This is a genomic window from Microbacterium sp. K36, assembly GCF_004794355.1.
GTDB lineage: Bacteria > Actinomycetota > Actinomycetes > Actinomycetales > Microbacteriaceae > Microbacterium > Microbacterium paraoxydans_D.
Genome location: NZ_SSDN01000062.1, coordinates 12,891 through 31,950 on the forward strand (window position 1 = coordinate 12,891; position 19,060 = coordinate 31,950).

Consider the following 19,060-nt stretch of genomic DNA (forward strand, 5'->3'; position numbering starts at 1 on the left):
CTCCGACGACCGCGAGGCGCCTAGAGGCGCTCCGCGAAGTCCTTGAGCCAGGGGCGCAGCTCCGCGCCCAGGTCGTCGCGGTCGGTCGCGAGCTGCACGATCGCCTTGATGTAGTCCACGCGGTCGCCGGTGTCGTAGCGGCGACCCCCGAAGACGACGCCGACCACGCCCGGTCCGCCGTCCGCCGTCGCGAGCTCCTGCAGGGCGTCGGTGAGCTGGATCTCTCCGCCCTTGCCTGGTTCGGTGCGCTCGAGGATCTCGAAGACCGACGCAGGGAGCACGTAGCGTCCGATGATCGCGAGGTTGGACGGGGCGTCCTCCTTCGCGGGCTTCTCGACGAGACCCGTGACGCGCACGGCGTCGGATCCCTCGATCGCCTCGACGGCGGCGGCGCCGTACATGTGGATGCTGTCCGGGTCGACCTCCATGAGGGCGATGACGGCGGCGCCCGTGCGCTCGTGCTCCGCGATCATCTCCGTGAGCAGCGGGTCGCGCTCGTCGATGAGGTCGTCGCCGAGCAGCACCGCGAACGAGCTGTCGCCGACGTGCGTCCTGGCGCGGAGCACGGCGTGCCCGAGACCCTTGGGCTCGCCCTGGCGGACGAAGTGGATGTCGGCGAGGTCGCTCGACTTCATCACGCGCTCCAGCCGACCGGTGTCGCCCTTCTCCATGAGCTTCACCTCGAGCTCCGGCACGGAGTCGAAGTGGTTGGAGATCGCGTTCTTGTTGCGTCCGATGATCACGAGGATGTCCTCGATCCCGGCGTTCGCCGCCTCCTCGACGACGTACTGGATCGCCGGCTTGTCGACGACGGGGAGCATCTCCTTCGGCATCGCCTTCGTCGCGGGCAGGAATCGTGTCCCCAGTCCGGCGGCGGGAATGACAGCCTTGATCTTCTCGTGAGCCATTCCCACAGCCTACCGGTGGGGGCCGCCCTAGACTCGGACCATGGCTAACGACGTCGAGCACGCCAAGCGAGCCCTCCGCGCGGAGTTGCGGGAGCGGCGTCAGCTGCTGTCCGATCCCCAGCGCGAAGCCGCCGCCGCAGCGATCGGCGAACGGCTCGACGCCCTCGTCGACGAGCTCGGCGCCCGCTCCGTCTCCTGCTTCCTCTCCACCACCACGGAGCCGGGCACCAGGGAGTTCGTCACCCGCGCGGTCCGCCGCGGGATCCGGGTCCTCCTCCCCGTCACTCGCTCCGACGGACTGCTCGACTGGGCGGTCGCCGACGACACCGACGAGATCGCGGAAGGCCTGTACGGGCTGCCGGAGCCCACCGGCGAAGTGCTGGGGCCGATCGCGGTGAACGACGTCGACCTCATGATCGTCCCCGCCGCCGCCGTCGACCGCTCGGGGATGCGCATGGGCTGGGGCCGCGGCTACTTCGACAAGACCATCGGCTCCATGGAGAAATGCCCTCCGGTGTACGCGGTGATCTATGATTCCGAGGTACTCGACGAACTGCCGCGCGAGGTGCACGATCAGCCGGTCGACGGCATCGTGACCCCGTCGCAGACGCTGCATCTGTCGCCTCGGCGACGCTGACCCGCAAGGACCGCCATGCCCACCTACGCCTATGCCTGCACCGCGTGCGGGCACCAGTTCGACGCCGTCCAGAGCTTCTCCGACGACGCGCTCACGGTCTGCCCCGAATGCGGCGGCGCACTGCGCAAGCAGTACGGCTCGATCGGCGTGACCTTCAACGGCTCCGGCTTCTATCGCACGGACTCGCGCGCCAAATCCGGGGGTTCGAAGGATGCTTCGGCATCATCGAAGTCGGATTCGACGACGAGCGCCAAACCGGCTGCTGCGTCGACTCCCGCCTCGAACTGAGGCCCAGTCGACTTGGGGGTATCCATGCTCAAAGGATTCAAGGACTTCCTGCTCCGCGGGAACGTCATCGATCTGGCCGTCGCGGTCGTCATCGGCACCGCCTTCACGGCCGTCGTGACGGCCGTGGTGAACAGCGTCATCAACCCGCTCATCGCGCTCTTCCTCAAGGCCGATGCAGCCGGCAAGTTCGGCATCCAGATCACGAACATCTACGGCGAGAAGGTCACCTTCCCGATCGGCGACCTCATCTCGGCGATCATCAGCTTCCTCGCCGTCGCGGTCGTGGTCTACTTCGTCTTCGTCCTGCCGATGAACACGTTCAAGGCCCACGTCGAGGCACGCAAGGGCACGCCGGCCGAGGAGCCGGAGGAGGAGCCGGCCGCCGCGACCGAGGCGGAGCTGCTCGTCGAGATCCGTGATCTGCTCAAGACGCAGCAGGGACCGCGCGGCGTCTGACCACACCGCCCTCACGACCCACGGCTCTCCTCGGAGGGCCGTGGGTCTTCCACTTTCCGGGGGCCGCGTCAGTAGTGCGGGGGCACGTCGCGGAGGAGCTGGTCGTCGTTGGGACCCTTGCGGTCGCCCGGGGCGGACCGCCGCGGCGCCTGGCCCTCCGGGACCTCCGGCGCCGGGTCGCTGCCCTCGACCGGCGTCAGGCGCGCCCGCCGGGAGCCCGGCACCCGGACGACCCGCTGACGCGGCTCGTCCCGGCCGTCAGTCATTCCGGTGGTCGCCGAGGTCGAGCGGCTGCGTGTCGTTCTCCGCGCGGGGGGCCGTCTCCGAGATGCCGAGCACCGTCGCGATCCGGGACGCCACAGTGCGCGGGTCGCTGTAGAGGTCGAACGCGTGCACGCGGACGTAGTGCCAGCCGAGGCGGCGGAGCACGTGAGGGCGCAGCCGGAGCGTCTCGCGCAGGGACTCCCCCCGGGACTCCGGATCGGACTCGATCACGACGGCCTTGCCGTTGTGCTGCGCCACGAGCGGCAGGAGTCCCCGGTAGTCGACGTCGACGGACGCCCCGAGACGCCGGAGCTCCCTGGCCAGTGCGAGCGTGAGCGGGTCGGCCAGATCCTCCAGGCGCGCGTCGCGGGCACGCGCCGCGAGACCGCCGAGGATCGACATGAGCGTCGCCGCGCCGTGCTCGAGACGGCCGTCGTCGAAGGCCGAGGGGCGGATGGAGGACACGATCACCATCGAGCGCCGCGCCCGGGTCATCCCGACCGTCAGCAGCCGCTCGCCGTCCGGCGTCGACAGATCGCCGAAGTCGCTGAGGACCCGGCCGTGCTTGGTCAGCCCGAAGCCGAGGGAGAAGATGACGCGGTCGCGGCTCTCCGCGACGGACTCCTCGAGCGTGAGCACGGCGAACGGCTCCGCGGTGTCGCGGGCGACGAAGTCGGCGACGTCCGAGCGGCCGGCGAAGGCGGCGGTCACGGCGGCGCGCACACGCTCCGCGTGACGGGTGCTGGCGGTGACCACCATGAGCGACTCCGTCGGGCGGTGCACCGCGTGCTCGACGACGAGGGTGACGACGCGGGCGACCTCGGCGTCCGGGCTCTCGACGGCGCCGGAGACGGGGTCGGGCGTCCCGGTGCCCCCTTCGACGTAGTCGACGGTGAGGCTGCCACGGCCCAGGTACGAACCGGCCCACGGAAGGGAGACGATCTCGCCGCCGTAGAACGCATCGTTGATGAGCTCCGCAAGATCCTCGCCACCGGCGCGGTAGCTCCGGGTCAGCGTCATCACGGGGAACAGCTCGGACAGGCGCTCGAAGACGGAGACCTCGTCGAACGGGACCTCCTCCTCCCAGTCCTCCGCGGGGTCGACCGCGATGCGGAAGGGAGAGGGTCGCTGGGTGACCGGGTCGCCGAACGCGACGACCTGGCGGGCACGGCGGATCGCCGGGGCCGCCTCGGCGAGATTGATGGCCGCCGCGTCGACGAGGAGCACGGTGTCGAACTCCACCGCGTCCGGGATCTCCGGGACGAGGTAGGGCGACGAGATCCAGACCGGAGCCAGGACGTCGACGAGGGTCGGTGCGGCGCTGACGACCTCGGCCGCCGTGGTCGCGGACTGGGTCAGGGCGCGGCGCAGGTTCTGCGACTGCTCGGGCTCGTCGACGATCGCGATGCGCCACTGGTTCGCGAGCTGCCAGGCGAGCAGCGGTCCGGCCATGGCCGCGTGCGCCTCGTCCACCAGCCGGAAGTCGCGCTCGAGGCGGTCGACCACGGCCGTGTTCGCTCCGAGCAGCGCGCGGTTGTCCTGCAGGGCGCGCTCGAGGAGGGACTGCCACCAGGCGAACTCGAGCTCGTCCCCCACCCGCGCTTCGGAGACGTGGCGCACCGAGAGCTCGGTCAGCAGCGGTTCCAGGCCGAGGAGGGCGAGCTTGTCGCGCAGCTGCGCGCGCTCGACGAGGTTCTCGAAGACGTCGGACTTCGCGGCGAGACCCGCGAGCATGCGCACGAGTCGCGCGACCGGCAGCGAGGACAGCGGTTCGCGGCGCCCGAGTGCCGCGTCCAGCTCGGCCAGCTCGGCCTCCACCCGCTGCCAGGCGGCGAACACGTCGGCGAGACCGAGCGGGATCTCCGGGGCGACGCCCACGTCGACGTAGCGCTGCCACTGGGTGCGCTGGGTCTGGATGCGCAGCAGCGCCTCGTGCATCTCCGTCACGTGCACGCCGGGGCGGACGTACTCCTTGGCGAGCCGGCGGAGCCGACGGCGGTTGGCCCCGGACATGCCGGGCGCGTCCCTTCGCGAGCCGTGCGCCTGGATGAGCTCGCCGAGCGGACGCTCGAACACCGTCGGGCTGAACCGATCCAGGGTGTCGCGGATGCCCTGCAGCAGCTCGAGGTAATCACCGAGCTCGTCGATCGTGGAGAACGGCCGCATGTGGGTCTGCGCGATCAGTTCGTAGCCGCGCTCCAGCAGGGCCGGCACGCTGACGGCGTGCAGGCGCCCGGCGAGTTCATGGGCGGCGCGGGCGGCCTCGGTGCTGCCGAAGGTCACGCCGTACCAGGGCGAGTCGTTCGGGCCGACGCGGAACTCGCCGAGCCGCGCGGCGTGCGCCAGGGCGGCGGCCGCGTCGCTGCGGTCCTTCGCGAGCCTCCGCAGGGAGTCCACGCTCAGTCGGGCTGTGGTCGACGGCGGGACCGGCAGCGACGCGAGGCGGGTGAGGTGCCGAGTCGCGTCCAGGACGGAGGCGTCGAGGCCGGGGATCGGGACGGTCAGCGCATCGCGGTAGTCGCGCAGTACCGTGCGCAGCCGCACGAGCGCGTCGTCGACCTCGCTCACCTTGGGCGCGGTGGCCTTCTCGTTCCTGCCGATCGCACGGACGAGGTCGCGGCGCAGGCTCGCCGGGGACACCGCGAGGCTGTCGAGGCCGATGCCGGCGAGGCGGTGGCGCACCCCGTCGAGCGTCGACCGGCGGGCCGAGACGACGAGCACCTTCTTGCCTGCGCGGACGAGCTCGCCCAGCGCGTTGATGACGGTCTGGGTGCCGCCGGTGCCCGGCAGCGTCGCCACGGTGAGGGAGTGACCGGCGGTGATGCGGGCCAGCACCGCCTCCTGCTCGGCATCCGCGTCGAGGAGCAGCGTGTCCGAGGCGGGCGCGCGGTCGTCCGGGCCGACGTGGTGCGGGACGGCGCGCGGTGCCGTGACCTGCTCGCGATCGCCGACGTGGCCGCCGAGCGCGTTGAGGACCGGGTGGTCGAAGGTGCCGCCGTCCTGAGCCATGGCACCCGCGACGTCGGCGAAGGTGGAGACGACGAGTCGCGGCTCGACGGAGAACGTCTCGATGGATTGGGTCAGTGCGCGCAGGCTGTCGATCACGGGCTGGGGCTTGAAGATGCCGCCGTCGTAGGCGAGCGCGGCGAGGGCCGCGGCGTCGAGGGCCAGACCGAAGTGCTCGCGGGCGACGCGGACGAGCTCCGGATTCACCTCGAACGCCCCCTGCAGCTTGAGCTCGAAGTCGGTGTGGTGGCGACGGATCGCGAGCGGGCGCAGCAGGACGGGCGCGGCGAACGTCGCCCCGCCGATACGCCACCGGGCGACGCCGACGGCGAGGTGCACCGCCTCGATGCCGCGCACCGTGCGCAGCTCGGTGTTCTTGGCCGTGATCCGCTCGGCGGCCAGTCGCGCGGTGCGCAGGCCCACCTCGTCGCGGAAGAGGTTGGACAGGAGCGTCGACTTGCCGGTGATGAACTGCGGAAGGCTGCCAGGGTGCGCCTTGGAGATGTCGATCCCGGATTCCGGCCCGTCGCGGAAGCTGCTCAGCGGGGAAGGACCGCCGAGATCGGCGGCTTCGGCCCGCAGGCGCGTGCGCTCGGCCTCGGCGGCGTGCGCGATGCCGACTCCGGTGGACGAGTCGTGCAGGTCACCGAGGGACACAGCGCTGTCCACCGCTGTGTTGTTCGCAGACCTGCTTTCCCGTCGCCACACACTCACACCCTAGGCGCGACACCGCCGGAGATCGGTATCCACGGCGGGTTTCCGGTGAAAAACAGCCGGTACGACGCCCGCTCGGACTGCTCCTCCCCGCGCGGTCGGGCGCTCACGTTGTCCACGGAACGCGCGACCGGGCCGGCGACCGGTTCTCTCGTGTCGAGCGGGCCGGTCAGGATGGGGACATGACTTTCCGCTACGACTTCGCTCCGACGCCCTTCGGCGACGCCCTCGCGGTCTTCTCCGACGAGGGCATCGTGCGCTTCGATCTCTCCGAGTCCGCAGACCCGCAGGTGCCGTGGCTGCTCGAGAGCGTGTCGCGGCAGCTCGGTGCGGTCCCGGAGCCCGAGCCTGGCGCCGCCGACGACCTCGTCCCGCTCCTCGACGCGTACTTCGACGGCGAGCCCGTCCGCTTCGACGAGCACATCCGTCTCGACTGGCGCCTCGTGGACGGTTTCCACCGGACGGCGCTGCACACCGTGAGCGACATCCCCTGGGGCCAGACCCTGAGCTACGGGGAGGTCGCCGTGCTCGCCGGGCATCCGGGAGCGGCCCGCGCCGTCGGGACGGCGTGCCGCCTCACGCCGTTCTCGATCATCGTGCCCGTGCACCGGGTCGTGCGATCCGACGGCTCGCCGGGGCACTATGGCGGCCATCCGGAGCGGAAGCGCTTCCTGCTGGACCTCGAGTCCCGGTGAGCCCGCTCCTGGGGCGCGGGCCCGGCGAGTAGGCCGCCGGGCCCGCACCCGAGGAGGGCGCGTCAGTGGTCGACGGCCTTCTCCGCACCGAAGCCGGTGAGCGAGCGCACCTCCATCTCGGCTGCCAGCTCGGGAGACTCGCGTCGGGTGCTGGTGACGGTTCCGAGCCAGCCGAGCGCGAACCCGAGCGGTATGGACACGATGCCCGGGTTGTTCAACGGCCAGATGGCGATGTCGATCCCGGGGATCATCGACGTCGGCGTGCCGGAGAACACGGGCGACAGGATGATGAGGATGATCGCCGAGCCGAGCCCTCCGTACATGCTCCACACCGCTCCCCGCGTCGTGAACCGGCGCCAGAACAGGGAATAGAGGATCGTCGGCAGGTTGGCGGAGGCCGCCACCGCGAAAGCGAGAGCCACGAGGAAGGCGATGTTCTGCCCCTGCGCACCGATGCCGCCGACGATCGCGAGGATGCCGATGACGATGACCGTCCGGCGAGCGACCCGCACCTCGCCGTTGGGGTCGGCCTCGACCGGCTTGCCCTCCGCGTCTTTCCGTCCCTTCTGGATGACGTTCGCATAGATGTCGTGGGCGAACGACGCCGCCGCCGTGATGGTGAGTCCGGCGACGACCGCCAGGATCGTGGCGAACGCCACCGCGGAGATGAACCCGAGGAGCACGGGACCGCCGAGTTTCAACGCCAGCAGCGGCGCAGCCGAGTTCACTCCCCCGGGTGCCGCGGCGATCACATCGGCGCCGACGAGCGCACCGGCTCCGTAACCGAGCACCAGCGTGAGCAGGTAGAACCCGCCGATCAGCCAGATCGCCCACACCACCGAACGCCGCGCCTCCTTGGCGGTCGGCACGGTGTAGAAGCGCATGAGCACGTGCGGCAGCCCCGCGGTGCCGAGCACCAGCGCCATGCCCAAGGACAGGAAGTCCCACGGGTTGGCGCCGTACTGCAGGCCCGGCGCCAGCACCGCCTCGCCCTTGTCGGAGTTGGCCACGGCAGCCTCCAACAGGGTGTTCAGGCTGAAGCCGTTGATCGCGAGGACCCAGATCGTCATCGCCAGTGCACCGCCGATGAGGAGGACCGCCTTGACGATCTGCACCCAGGTGGTGCCCTTCATCCCGCCGATCAGCACGTAGACGATCATGAGGATGCCGACGACGGCGATGACGACCGACTGCCCGACACGCCCGTCGATCCCGAGCAGCAGGGACACGAGGCCGCCCGCCCCCGCCATCTGCGCGAGGAGGTAGAAGAAGCAGACAGCGAGCGTGGTGATCGCCGCCGCCATGCGCACCGGGCGCTGCTTCAAGCGGAACGAGAGCACGTCCGCCATCGTGAACTTGCCCGTGTTGCGCATGAGCTCTGCCACGAGCAGCAGCGCGACCAGCCAGGCGACGAGGAATCCGATCGAGTAGAGGAATCCGTCGTACCCGTTGATCGCGATGGCACCGCAGATGCCGAGGAACGATGCCGCGGACAGGTAGTCGCCCGCGATCGCGAAACCGTTCTGGGGTCCCGTGAAGGAGCGCCCGGCCGCGTAGTAGTCGGCGGCCGTCTTGTTGTTCCGACTGGCGCGGATGACGATGAACAACGTCACCGCGACGAAGGCCAGGAAGATCGAGATGTTGAACACCGGGTTGATGTCGAGTGCGACATCCTCGGCGGCCGTACGGATGATGATCATGCGTCCGCCTGCGCCTTCTCGAGTTCTTCACGGATCTCCGACGCCAGCGGATCGAGCTTCCTATTCGCGAATGCGACATACGCCATCGTGATGGCGAATGTCGTCACGAACTGACCGAGCCCGAAGAGCAGCCCGACGGTGATATCGCCCCAGACGCGCTGGGCCATGAAATCGCGGGCGAATGCCGCCAGCAGTACGTAGACGAAATACCACACGAGGAAGAACGCGGCGAGGGGGAAGATGAAGGACCGCTGCGTCCGTTTCAACCGCAGGAATCGAGGGGATTGCTCGACGGCGACGTAATCGATCGCACCGTTCTGAGGGGTCGGAATTGGTTCGCTCATGGGGCCTCCTTGCCACATGTCCGCTGCACGCGCGGCCGTCGCCGCCCGAGTGGTAGGGTCGACGCTACGAAACGGGGAACGGTGCCGTCACCCCCGAAAGTAGGTATTCGTGAGCTCTCCGATCACCGTCGAATCCGAGGCGGAGCTCGTCGCCAACGCGGTGCGCGAGCTGGCGCGGCGCACCCGCTTCCCCGTCGCGTTCGGCGGGCTGATCGACGAGGGCGTCGTGAGCGTCACGAGCATCGTCGGGGCCCGCACGCGTGCGCTCGACGGGCTCCGCGTGCGCCCCGAGCGCGGCCTCGGCGGCCGGGCGATGATGGAGCTGCGTCCGCGGATGACGAGCGACTACGGGTCGTCCCGCCAGATCACCCACGACTACGACGTCTTCGTGCTCGGCGAGGGCCTGCGGACGCTGCTCGCCCTGCCGATCGTCGTCCAGGGCCGCCCCCGCGGCGTGCTCTATGCCGGGGCCTGGGCCGAGGAGAGGATCGGCGGCGTGACGACGGCCCCGGCCATGCAGGTCGCGCAGTCCGTCGCCGATGAGCTGCGTATCCGGGACGAGGTGCAGCGCCGCCTCCGCGCTGCATCGCCCGCCGCGGTCGCGCCGGCACAGCGCGAGGAGCTGCGCGAGAGCTTCGCCGAGCTCCGCAGCATCGCCGCCACGGTCGACGACGCCGACATCCGCGCACGACTGGCGCAGGTCGAGCACCGACTGCTGACCCTCGCCGGAGACGACCTCCCGACCACGACCGGGCCGGTCCCCGTCATCCACCTCTCCCCGCGCGAGACGGATGTGCTCGCGTGCGCCGCCCTCGGATCGACGAATGCGGAGATCGCCGCCCACCTCGGTCTGCGCGAAGGCACTGTCAAGGCCTATCTCGGAACCGCGATGTCGAAATTGGATGCGTCGACGCGGCACGCCGCCGTGGCCAAAGCGCGTCGAGCGGGCCTGCTCCCCTGAATCGGTATTGTCGGCGGACGCGTCACACGACGCCATGAACGAGCGACGTTTGTTGTGGGCATTCCCGCCGCCGCGATAAAGTCGCTGGCATGGCGAGAAGAATTGTGCACCAGCTGGTCGACGATATCGACGGCACCGTCCTGGAGGTCGGAGAAGGCGAGACCGTGCATTTCTCGCTGAACGGCACCTCCTACGAGATCGATCTGAATTCCGCGCACGCCGAGGAATTGCGCCAGGCACTCGAGCCATACATCACGGCAGGGCGTCGGGCGGGATCCGGTGCGTCCACCGGCGGAGGGCGCTCCTCGTCCTCCTCATCGCGGAAGCGGCCCTCACGCAACCCCGAGGTCGCGGCGATCCGCGCCTGGGCGAAGGAGAACGGCTACACGCTCTCGGAGCGGGGACGAGTTCCGGCCCCCATCCTGGACGCCTACCGCGCCGCTCATTGATCCGGTCCCGCCCCACCTCACGGTCGGGCGGGATCTTCGTGTGCGCCCTGCGTGGCCCACGGCTCGTCACGCAGGGTGATCTCCTCCGTCATGTCCTGGAGGAACCGGATCACCACATCGCGCTCCGCCGCCGACAACCGCGCGGCCGCGTAGAAGCGCTTGGCCTGCTGCCGCCCGACCGTCTCCATCGCGGCGTGCCTGGTCTCCGGAGTGATCGTGATCGCGAGAGCTCGTCGGTCGGTGGGATGCGGCGAGCGCCGGATGTGCCCGCCCTTCTCCAGCCGATCGAGCAGCTTCGTCGTCGCCGCGGTCGAGACTCCGAGGTGATGGGCGATCCCGCTGGGTGTCGCCACCAGCGACCGATTCGCGCACACGATCAGATAGTGCAGCGCCCGCATGTCGGTCTCGTTCAGCTGCATGTACCGGCGCGACGCCTGCGACAGCCGCTGCTCGGCGTCGCGCAATCCGCCGAGCGCCTCCATGACGCGAGCGATCTGCCGCAGATCCTCCGGCGCGACGCCGGAGCGGTCGATGAGCGTGCTGCGCGGATCGCTGGCCTCGACGTCGTAGATCGCGCCATGGGTCAGGTCGTCCGGCCCCGCGGTCGCCGGCGCCTCGGCGACCGGGGTGGTGCGGGGCTCGGAGTGCATGCGATCATGTTACACACCAACAGCTTCATGCTAAGTTGATATTTCGCCAGGTTAGCTAAACGACGAGAGGGCGCCATGGACAACGTCACACTCCTCGCCGAAGACGGGACTGCCGTCGGCATCCTGCCCAAGAGCGAAGTCCACACGACCGACACGCCCCTCCACCTCGCCTTCTCCTGCTACGTGCAGGATCGTGAGGGACGCCTGCTCGTCACCCGTCGCGCCCTCGGCAAGAGCACGTGGCCCGGCGTCTGGACCAACAGCTTCTGCGGGCACCCGCAGCCCGGCGAGGACATGACCGACGCGGTGCGCCGGCGCGGCTCCGACGAACTGGGCATCCAGGTGACCGAGATCCGTCTCGCCCTCCCCGACTACCGCTACCGCGCCGTGGACGCGAGCGGCATCGTGGAGAACGAGATCTGCCCGGTGCACGTCGCCGTGATCGACGGGCAGCCCGCCGCGAATCCCGACGAGGTGGCGGAGTGGGAATGGGTCGACGTGGACGACCTGCTCGCCGCGGTCATCCGCACCCCCTTCGCCTTCAGCCCCTGGCTCGCGGAGCAGCTCCCGCTCCTCCGACGACACGGAGAGGTCTGAGCCATGGCCGTCACCGTGACAGAGGAAGACCTCGGCATCCGCATCGAGGCGGTGCTGCGACGACGGTTCGCCGAGCGCACGGTCGCCGCCGAGCACTACGGGGCGGAGTTCGCCGCGCTGTGGCACACCGCGTCCGAGCACGCCCTCGGCGGGAAGCTCCTGCGTCCGCGCATGCTCATGGACCTCCTGTCCGCACTCACCACGGCTCCCCTCACGGCGGAGGACACCGCCCGAGCGATCGACGTGGCCGCTCATGTCGAGCTCCTGCACTTCGCGTTCCTCCTGCACGACGACGTGATCGACGGCGACCTCACGCGCCGCCGCCGACCCAACCTCATCGGCTCCCTCGTCTCCCGTCGTCCCGATGCCGGAGCCGAGGCGGCGCTGCACTGGGGCCGGTCGAGCGCCATCCTCCTCGGAGACCTCCTCCTGTCCAGTGCCGTGCTCGGGTTCGCCCGCGCCGACATCCCCGCCGCGCGACGGGAGCGGCTCCTCGCCCTCCTCGAGACGACGGTGTTCGAGACCGTCGCCGGCGAGCACTCGGACGTGGCCCTCAGCGACGGCATCATCGCGGCTGACCTCCGCACCATCCTCGCCACGAGCGCGTCGAAGACGGCCGCCTATTCGTTCGTCCTCCCCCTCCGCGCGGCGGCCATCCTGTCGGGGGCGTCGACGGCAGCCGAGGAGCAGCTGACCGAGATCGGCGGCCACCTCGGCCTCGCCTACCAGCTGCAGGACGACCTGCTGTGCGTGTTCGGGGATCCGGAGACGCACGGCAAGGACCCCTATTCGGACCTCCGCGAGGGCAAGGAGACCGCGATCATCGCATACGCGCGGATGACCAGCCACTGGCCCAGCATCGAGCTGCGGTTCGGGGCCACCGACCTGAGCGTCGAGGACGCGGCGGAGATGCGCGACCGCCTCCGCGAATGCGGTGCGGAGGGCTTCGTCCGCGGTCTCGTGGAGGAGCAGCTCGCCGCCGTCTCGACGGTGCTCGCGGAAGCGGAGGAGGCGGGCACGCTCTCCGCCGACGCGGGACGCGTCGTCCTCGCGCTCGCCGACCGGATCGAGGGCCGCAGCCGATGACCGCGACCCCCGCCGAGCACCGCGACGACGCGGCGCTGCGCCGCTTCAGCCGCACCGCCGAGATCGCGACCTCCGACGTGATCCGCACCTACTCGACGTCGTTCGGCCTGGCCACTCGCCTCCTCGGGCGACGCCATCGTCAGCACGTCCGCAACATCTACGCCATGGTGCGCATCGCGGACGAGATCGTCGACGGAGTCGCCGCCGAGGCCGGGCTCGACGCGGGCGCCCAGGCCGCCGCCCTGGACTCGTACATCGCGGAGACCCATCGGTCGATGCGGACCGGCTACAGCAGCGACCTCATCCTGCACGCGTTCGCGCGGACAGCGCGCGAGTGCGGGATCGGCCAAGAGCTCACGCAGCCGTTCTTCGACTCGATGCGCGCCGACATCGCCGGCCCGTCCGGCTTCACGGCCTACGACGCCGACGCGCACGCCGCCTACGTCTACGGGTCGGCGGAGGTCGTCGGCCTCATGTGCCTGCGGGTCTTCCTCCGCGACGCCACGCGCACGCCGGCCGAACTCGAGATCCTCGACCGCGGGGCGCGACGGCTGGGAGCCGCGTTCCAGAACGTGAACTTCCTCCGCGACCTCGCCGACGACACCGACCGCCTGCAGCGCGGCTACCTGGGCGGCACGGAACGGCTCACCGACGCCGATCGCGACGCCTGGGTCGACACCGTCCACCGTCAGCTCGCCGACGCGAGAGCCGCGATCCCGCTGCTCCCGAAGGACGCCCGTGCCGCTGTCCGGAGCGCCCTCGCCCTCTTCGCCGCCCTGACGCACCGCGTCGCGCGGACCCCTGCAGCCGAGCTGTACCGCCGCCGGGTCCGCGTGCCGGATCCGATCAAGGCGCTGCTCGCCGCGCGCGCCGTCGTCGTCACGAGCCTGGAGCGGGACAGATGAGCCGCATCGTCATCATCGGCGCCGGTGTGGCCGGCCTGGCCACGGCCGGGCTGCTCGCGCGCGACGGGCACGACGTCGTGGTGCTGGAGAAGAACGACCGCGTCGGCGGACGGGCGGGCACCATCGAGCGCGACGGCTTCCGGTTCGACTCCGGCCCATCGTGGTACCTCATGCCCGAGGTGTTCGACCACTACTTCGCGATGATGGGGACCAGCACCGCGGAGCAGCTCGACCTGACGCTGCTCGATCCGGGCTATCGCGTCTTCCGTTCCCCCGAGTCCGGCGACGATCCGGTGACGGTCCCCGCCGGGCGGGAAGCCGTCGCGGAGCTGTTCGAGTCGATGGAACCGGGGTCCGCCGCCGCCCTCGACACCTACCTCACCTCCGCCCACGACGCCGGCGCCATGGCGAGGAGCTACTTCCTCTACAACCCGTTCACCCGGACCAGGACGCTGGCCGCGCCCGAGGTGGTGCGCGCGCTGCCTCGGCTCTTCTCGCTGCTCGGCACGCGTCTCCAGGCCTTCGCCGCCCGGCGCTTCCGGCACCCGGTGCTGCGGCAGATCCTCGGCTACCCCGCCGTCTTCCTGGGCACCGACCCGAGGACGGCGCCGGCGATGTACCACCTGATGAGCGCGCTCGACCTCGACCAGGGCGTGCTGTATCCGCAGGGCGGCTTCTGGCGTGTCGTCGAGCGGTTGGCGGCGCTGGCCCAGGATGCCGGCGCGCGGATCGTCACCGGGGCGGAGGTCACCGGGATCCGCACCCAGGATGCGGCCGGTGCGACGCACGTGACCGGCGTCGGCTGGGTGGACCGCGACGGCCACCAGCACGTGGAGGACGCGGACATCGTGGTCTCCGGCGCCGACCTCCACCACACCGAGACGACGCTGCTGCCCCCCACGCTGCAGTCCTACCCGGAGTCCTGGTGGGCGCGCCGCACGAGCGGGCCCGGCGGGGTGCTCGTGATGCTCGGCGTCCGCGGCACGCTGCCCCAGCTCCCGCATCACTCGCTCTTCTTCACCGACGACTGGGACGCGAACTTCGACGCGATCTTCGGTCGCACCCCTGCCGTGCCGACCCCGGCGTCCACCTACGTCTGCCGCCCCAGCGCCACCGACGCCGAGGTCGCGCCCGACGGGTACGAGAACCTCTTCGTGCTCGTCCCGGTGCCGGCGGACGTCGAGCTCGGCCACGGGGGAAGCGACGGCGCCGGCTCCCCGGGCGTCGAGGAGGCCGCGGACGCCGCGATCGACATGATCGCGACGTGGGCGGGGATCCCCGATCTGCGGGAGCGGATCGTCGTCCGGGAGACCGTGGGGCCGGCCGACTTCCGCGACGACTACCACTCCTGGCGGGGCGGCATCCTCGGACCCGCGCACATCCTCTCGCAGAGCGCGATGTTCCGAGCGCAGAACGCCTCCCGCCGTGTGCAGGGGCTGTACTACGCCGGGGCGACCACCGCACCGGGCGTCGGGGTGCCGATGTGCCTCATCAGCGCCGAGATCGTGCTCAAGCGCATCCGCGGCGACCACTCCCCCGGTCCGCTGCCAGAGCCGGCCCCACGACCGGCGAGCGCGGGGCGGGCATGATGGGCGCGATCTACCTGACCGCGCTCCTCGTTTCCCTCGGCTGCATGCTGCTGCTGGACTGGAGATTCCGCCTCTTCTTCTGGCGCGACGCCGTGGCGGCGGCCGTCGTCACCGTCGTCGGCCTCGCCTTCTTCCTCGTCTGGGATGTGGCCGGTATCGCGGCGGGGATCTTCTTCCGCGGCGAGGCCGCGATCGCCACGGGCATCGTCCTGGCTCCCGAGCTCCCCCTCGAAGAGCCGATCTTCCTGGTCTTCCTCGTCGTCTGCACGATGGTGCTCTACGGCGGCGCCGTGCGCCTCCTGGACAGCCGCCGGAGCCGCACGGACGCGGAAGGAGCGGCGCGATGACCTACCTTCAGCTCTCCGCCGTGTTCCTCGCCGTCGCTGCCCTGGCTGCTGTCGCCCTCTGCGTCGCCGCGCGCCGCACTCCGCACCTCGGCGCCCTCGCGCTGACCGCCCTCGCCCTTCTCGTGCTGACGGCCGTGTTCGACACCGCGATGATCGCCACCGGACTCTTCCACTACGCCCCCGGCCCACTCGCCGGCGTGCACATCGGACTCGCCCCGCTCGAGGACTTCGCCTATCCGCTGGCCGGGGCGCTGCTGCTCCCTGCACTGTGGACCGCCCTCCGCGCGCGCCGATCCCGGACACGCCCCGCCGCCCGACAGGAGGAGCAGGTATGACCGACCAGACGTCCCGCACTGGGGGCCTTGGCCGCGACATCGCCCAGATCGTGCTCTCCTCCCGACCGATCAGCTGGATCAACACGGCTTTCCCCTTCGCCGCCGCGTACCTGCTGAGCACCAGGGAGGTCGACGCGACGTTCGTGATCGGCACGCTGTACTTCCTCGTCCCGTACAACCTCGCCATGTACGGCATCAACGACGTCTTCGACTACGCCTCCGATCTGGCCAACCCGCGCAAGGGCGGGATCGAGGGCGCGCTGCTGTCCCCGCGCATCCATCGCGCGACGCTGTGGGCGGCCGCAGCGACGAACGTGCCGTTCCTCGTCTATCTGTTCGCGGTCGGCACCCCGGCGTCGTGGCTGTGGCTCGCCGTCAGCGTGTTCGCCGTCCTCGCCTACTCCGCGCCGGTGCTGCGGTTCAAGGAGCGTCCCTTCCTGGACTCCGTGACCTCCAGCACCCACTTCGTCAGCCCCGCCCTCGTCGGACTCTCGCTCGCCGGAGCCCCCGTCACCACGACCGCCGTCCTCGTCCTCGTCGCCTTCTTCCTCTGGGGCATGGCCGCCCACGCCTTCGGCGCCGTGCAGGACATCGGGCCCGACCGCGAGGGCGGGATCTCGTCCATCGCGACCGTGATCGGAGCCAGGGCCACCGTCCGGCTCTCCCTCGTGCTGTGGGCGATCGCGGGCGGCGCGATGCTGCTGACCCCTTGGCCCGGCCCGCTCGCCGCCGTTCTCGCTGTGCCCTACATCGTCAACGCCGCGCCGTGGTGGAACGTCACCGACGAGACATCGGCCGGCACGAACCGCGCCTGGCGCCGGTTCATCGCGCTCAACTACATCGCCGGCTTCCTCGCCACGATGATCCTCATCCTCGCCTGGGTCTCCTGACTCCCACGCCGCCTCACCCCGCCACCGCTCCCGAAAGGACCCCGATGTCCCGCCCCGCCCCCGCACCGACGCCGCCGACCCGCGCGCGCACCCGACGCCATTCCTGGCTGCGGGTGTTCCTGCCCGTCGCTCTCATCCTGGTGTGGCTGGCGGGTGCGTCCCTCGGCGGTCCGCTGTTCGGGAAGGTCGACGAGGTGTCGTCGAACGACCAGACCACCTACCTCCCGGAGTCTGCGGACGCGACGACCGTCCAGCAGCTCCTCGGCGAGTTCACGGACAGCGACGCGATCCCGGCGATCGCGGTGTTCACCTCGGAGGAGGAGCTGACGCCGTCCGAGCTCGAGGCGATCTCGGACGCGGTGGCCGACGCGCCGGACGTGGAGGGCGTCGCGGACGACGTCTCCCCGGCGCTTCCGTCCGAGGACGGCCGAGCCGTGCAGGCCTTCATCCCGATCGACGGCGATGCCGAGCTCAGCGATGCCACCACCGCTCTCGGCGATGAGCTGCGCGCCGCGGTGCCGGACGGCATCACGGTCTACATCACCGGACCTGCGGGCTTCACGGCCGACCTCGCCGCCGGCTTCGCCGGGATCGACGGCCTCCTTCTCGGCGTCGCCCTGCTCGCCGTGCTCGTGATCCTCGTCCTCGTCTACCGCTCGTTCCTGCTGCCCCTCGTCGTGCTCTCCACGAGCCTGTTCGCGCTGTGCGTCGCGCTGCTCGTCGTGTGGTGGCTGGCGAAGTGGGAGATCCTGCTGCTCAGCGGGCAGACCCAGGGCATCCTCTTCATCCTCGTGATCGGCGCCGCCACCGACTATGCGCTGCTGTTCGTCGCGCGGTTCCGGGAGGAACTGCGGGTCGCGCAGGACAAGGGCGTCGCCCTCCTCGCCGCGTGGAAAGGATCGGTCGAGCCGATCGTCGCCTCCGGCGGCACCGTGATCGCGGGACTCCTGTGCCTGCTGCTCAGCGATCTGAAGTCGAACAGCACCCTCGGCCCGGTCGCGGCGATCGGCATCGTGTTCGCGATGCTCTCGGCCCTCACGCTCCTGCCCGCACTGCTGCTGCTGTTCGGGCGCGCGGTCTTCTGGCCCCGGCGTCCCCGATTCGAGCCGGAGGTCGTGGCCGAGGAGCATGGCATGCGCACCACGGGCCTCTGGGCGCGGCTGTCCGGCCTCATCAAGAAGCGCCCCCGCGTGATCTGGATCGCGACCACACTCGTCCTCCTCGCGGGCGCGGCCGGGGTGACCCAGCTGGACGCGCAGGGCGTTCCGCAGTCCGACCTCGTCCTCGGGGCGTCGGAGGCGCGCGACGGCCAGGTCGCGCTCGGTGAGCACTTCCCCGGTGGCTCGGGGAGCCCGGTCTCCGTGATCGTCGACGAGGACCGCCTGCAGGATGCCGCCGACGTGCTCCTCGCGAACGACGGGATCGACGGGGTGACCGTCACCGCGGCCGATTCCCCGAGCGGGTCCGCCCCGGTGACGCCCGACGGGATCACGGCCGTCGGCCCTCCCGGGACCCCCGCTCCGGAGCCCACGACGGTCGACGGTCAGGTGCTCCTGCAGGGGACCCTGACGGACGCCGCAGACTCTGCGGCCGCGGCCTCCACCGTGCGCGAGCTGCGGGGAGAGCTCGACGACCTCGGCGCCGTGGTGGGCGGGGTGACGGCCACCTCGATCGATACGAACGACGCGTCCATCCACGACCGCAACCTCATCATCCCGGTCATCCTCGTCGTGATCATGATCATCCTCATGCTGCTGCTGCGCTCGATCCTCGCGCCCGTGCTGCTCATCCTCACGACGGTGCTGTCCTTCGGCACGGCCATGGGCGTCTCCGCACTCGTGTTCAACGGCATCTTCGACTTCCCCGGAGCCGACCCCGCCGTCCCCCTCTACGGCTTCGTGTTCCTCGTCGCCCTGGGCATCGACTACAACATCTTCCTCATGACGCGGGTGCGGGAGGAGTCGAAACAGCACGGGACGACGGAGGGCATCCTCCGCGGGCTCTCGATCACCGGAGGCGTCATCACCTCCGCGGGCCTGGTGCTGGCGGCGACCTTCGCGGCGCTGTCGGTGATCCCGATCCTCTTCCTCGTGCAGCTCGCCTTCATCGTCGCCTTCGGAGTTCTGCTGGACACCTTCGTCGTGCGCTCGCTGCTCGTGCCGGCGCTGGCCTACGACATCGGCAAGGCCATCTGGTGGCCGTCGAAGCTCTGGCGGCGCGGCCGGCCTTGACGCGTGCG

Annotated in this window: 20 protein-coding genes; 14 read left to right on the forward strand and 6 right to left on the reverse strand. The window is 70.6% G+C overall.

The genetic code is table 11. The features are described 5' to 3' along the window. Positions 1-20: 20 nt before the first annotated feature. Positions 21-908, reverse strand: coding sequence for a UTP--glucose-1-phosphate uridylyltransferase GalU (gene galU / locus DW296_RS06130; protein ID WP_136051520.1), 888 nt, complete (start codon positions 906-908; stop codon positions 21-23). Positions 909-948: 40 nt separating this feature from the next. Between galU and DW296_RS06135 the strand changes: the two genes are divergently transcribed. The 3 genes from DW296_RS06135 to mscL are packed head-to-tail and all read left to right on the forward strand — an operon-like array spanning position 949 to position 2,289. Beyond that, on the forward strand, positions 949-1,545 hold the full coding sequence (locus DW296_RS06135; RefSeq protein ID WP_071328804.1) for a 5-formyltetrahydrofolate cyclo-ligase: 597 nt from the start codon (positions 949-951) through the stop codon (positions 1,543-1,545). A gap of 15 nt (positions 1,546-1,560) precedes the next feature. Beyond that, entirely contained in the window at positions 1,561-1,833 is a 273-nt protein-coding gene (locus DW296_RS06140; protein ID WP_025105556.1) for an FmdB family zinc ribbon protein, read from the forward strand. Between the two features lie 24 nt (positions 1,834-1,857). Beyond that, positions 1,858-2,289, forward strand: a complete 432-nt coding sequence (gene mscL, locus DW296_RS06145) for a large conductance mechanosensitive channel protein MscL (RefSeq protein WP_062636366.1) — start codon at positions 1,858-1,860, stop codon at positions 2,287-2,289. Positions 2,290-2,357: 68 nt separating this feature from the next. Here the strand turns inward: mscL and DW296_RS06150 are convergent, their stop codons facing one another. Then, positions 2,358-2,555, reverse strand: coding sequence for a hypothetical protein (locus tag DW296_RS06150; RefSeq protein WP_136051521.1), 198 nt, complete (start codon positions 2,553-2,555; stop codon positions 2,358-2,360). Further along, positions 2,548-6,228, reverse strand: a complete 3,681-nt coding sequence (locus tag DW296_RS06155; protein WP_240743012.1) for an AAA family ATPase — start codon at positions 6,226-6,228, stop codon at positions 2,548-2,550. Before DW296_RS06155 ends, DW296_RS06150 begins: the two co-directional genes overlap by 8 nt. A gap of 227 nt (positions 6,229-6,455) precedes the next feature. Here DW296_RS06155 and DW296_RS06160 point away from each other — a divergent pair, with 227 nt between their 5' ends. Further along, positions 6,456-6,968, forward strand: a complete 513-nt coding sequence (locus DW296_RS06160; RefSeq protein WP_136051522.1) for a methylated-DNA--[protein]-cysteine S-methyltransferase — start codon at positions 6,456-6,458, stop codon at positions 6,966-6,968. Positions 6,969-7,030: 62 nt separating this feature from the next. Here DW296_RS06160 and DW296_RS06165 read toward each other — a convergent pair whose 3' ends face one another. Together DW296_RS06165 and DW296_RS06170 are read right to left on the reverse strand one after the other, a co-directional pair. Beyond that, positions 7,031-8,668 (reverse strand): solute symporter family protein, encoded by a 1,638-nt coding sequence (locus DW296_RS06165; protein ID WP_136051523.1) that lies wholly within the window; start codon positions 8,666-8,668, stop codon positions 7,031-7,033. Then, a complete protein-coding gene (locus tag DW296_RS06170) occupies positions 8,665-9,012 on the reverse strand; it encodes a DUF485 domain-containing protein (protein ID WP_136051524.1) in 348 nt (115 codons plus the stop codon). Before DW296_RS06170 ends, DW296_RS06165 begins: the two co-directional genes overlap by 4 nt. A gap of 109 nt (positions 9,013-9,121) precedes the next feature. Between DW296_RS06170 and DW296_RS06175 the strand changes: the two genes are divergently transcribed. Beyond that, positions 9,122-9,973, forward strand: a complete 852-nt coding sequence (locus tag DW296_RS06175) for a LuxR C-terminal-related transcriptional regulator (protein ID WP_136051525.1) — start codon at positions 9,122-9,124, stop codon at positions 9,971-9,973. Positions 9,974-10,062: 89 nt separating this feature from the next. Further along, on the forward strand, positions 10,063-10,422 hold the full coding sequence (locus DW296_RS06180) for a histone-like nucleoid-structuring protein Lsr2 (RefSeq protein ID WP_062636350.1): 360 nt from the start codon (positions 10,063-10,065) through the stop codon (positions 10,420-10,422). 17 nt (positions 10,423-10,439) lie between these two features. On the opposite strand, the gene DW296_RS06185 is transcribed toward DW296_RS06180, so the two are convergent. After that, positions 10,440-11,072, reverse strand: coding sequence for a MarR family winged helix-turn-helix transcriptional regulator (locus tag DW296_RS06185; RefSeq protein ID WP_136051526.1), 633 nt, complete (start codon positions 11,070-11,072; stop codon positions 10,440-10,442). 75 nt (positions 11,073-11,147) lie between these two features. Here DW296_RS06185 and idi point away from each other — a divergent pair, with 75 nt between their 5' ends. The 8 genes from idi to DW296_RS06225 are packed head-to-tail and all read left to right on the forward strand — an operon-like array spanning position 11,148 to position 19,052. Beyond that, positions 11,148-11,669: an isopentenyl-diphosphate Delta-isomerase gene (gene idi / locus DW296_RS06190; protein ID WP_102209005.1), complete on the forward strand. Its 522-nt coding sequence runs from the start codon at positions 11,148-11,150 to the stop codon at positions 11,667-11,669. Between the two features lie 3 nt (positions 11,670-11,672). After that, the gene (locus DW296_RS06195) at positions 11,673-12,755 is read left to right on the forward strand and encodes a polyprenyl synthetase family protein (RefSeq protein WP_136051527.1); all 1,083 of its coding nucleotides are present in this window, start codon (positions 11,673-11,675) and stop codon (positions 12,753-12,755) included. Then, complete coding sequence (locus DW296_RS06200) at positions 12,752-13,660, forward strand: phytoene/squalene synthase family protein (RefSeq protein ID WP_136051528.1); 909 nt, start codon at positions 12,752-12,754, stop codon at positions 13,658-13,660. The genes DW296_RS06195 and DW296_RS06200 overlap by 4 nt, the downstream gene beginning before the upstream one ends. Continuing rightward, entirely contained in the window at positions 13,657-15,249 is a 1,593-nt protein-coding gene (gene crtI, locus DW296_RS06205; RefSeq protein WP_136051529.1) for a phytoene desaturase family protein, read from the forward strand. Before DW296_RS06200 ends, crtI begins: the two co-directional genes overlap by 4 nt. Beyond that, positions 15,249-15,596 carry a lycopene cyclase domain-containing protein gene (locus DW296_RS06210; RefSeq protein ID WP_136051580.1) on the forward strand — a complete coding sequence of 116 codons (348 nt, stop codon included), beginning with the start codon at positions 15,249-15,251 and terminating at the stop codon, positions 15,594-15,596. The genes crtI and DW296_RS06210 overlap by 1 nt, the downstream gene beginning before the upstream one ends. Continuing rightward, entirely contained in the window at positions 15,593-15,931 is a 339-nt protein-coding gene (locus tag DW296_RS06215) for a lycopene cyclase domain-containing protein (RefSeq protein WP_136051530.1), read from the forward strand. Before DW296_RS06210 ends, DW296_RS06215 begins: the two co-directional genes overlap by 4 nt. Further along, positions 15,928-16,821 carry a prenyltransferase gene (locus tag DW296_RS06220; RefSeq protein ID WP_136051531.1) on the forward strand — a complete coding sequence of 298 codons (894 nt, stop codon included), beginning with the start codon at positions 15,928-15,930 and terminating at the stop codon, positions 16,819-16,821. Before DW296_RS06215 ends, DW296_RS06220 begins: the two co-directional genes overlap by 4 nt. Before the next feature lie 44 nt (positions 16,822-16,865). Next, the gene (locus DW296_RS06225; RefSeq protein WP_136051532.1) at positions 16,866-19,052 is read left to right on the forward strand and encodes an MMPL family transporter; all 2,187 of its coding nucleotides are present in this window, start codon (positions 16,866-16,868) and stop codon (positions 19,050-19,052) included. Positions 19,053-19,060: the final 8 nt, after the last annotated feature.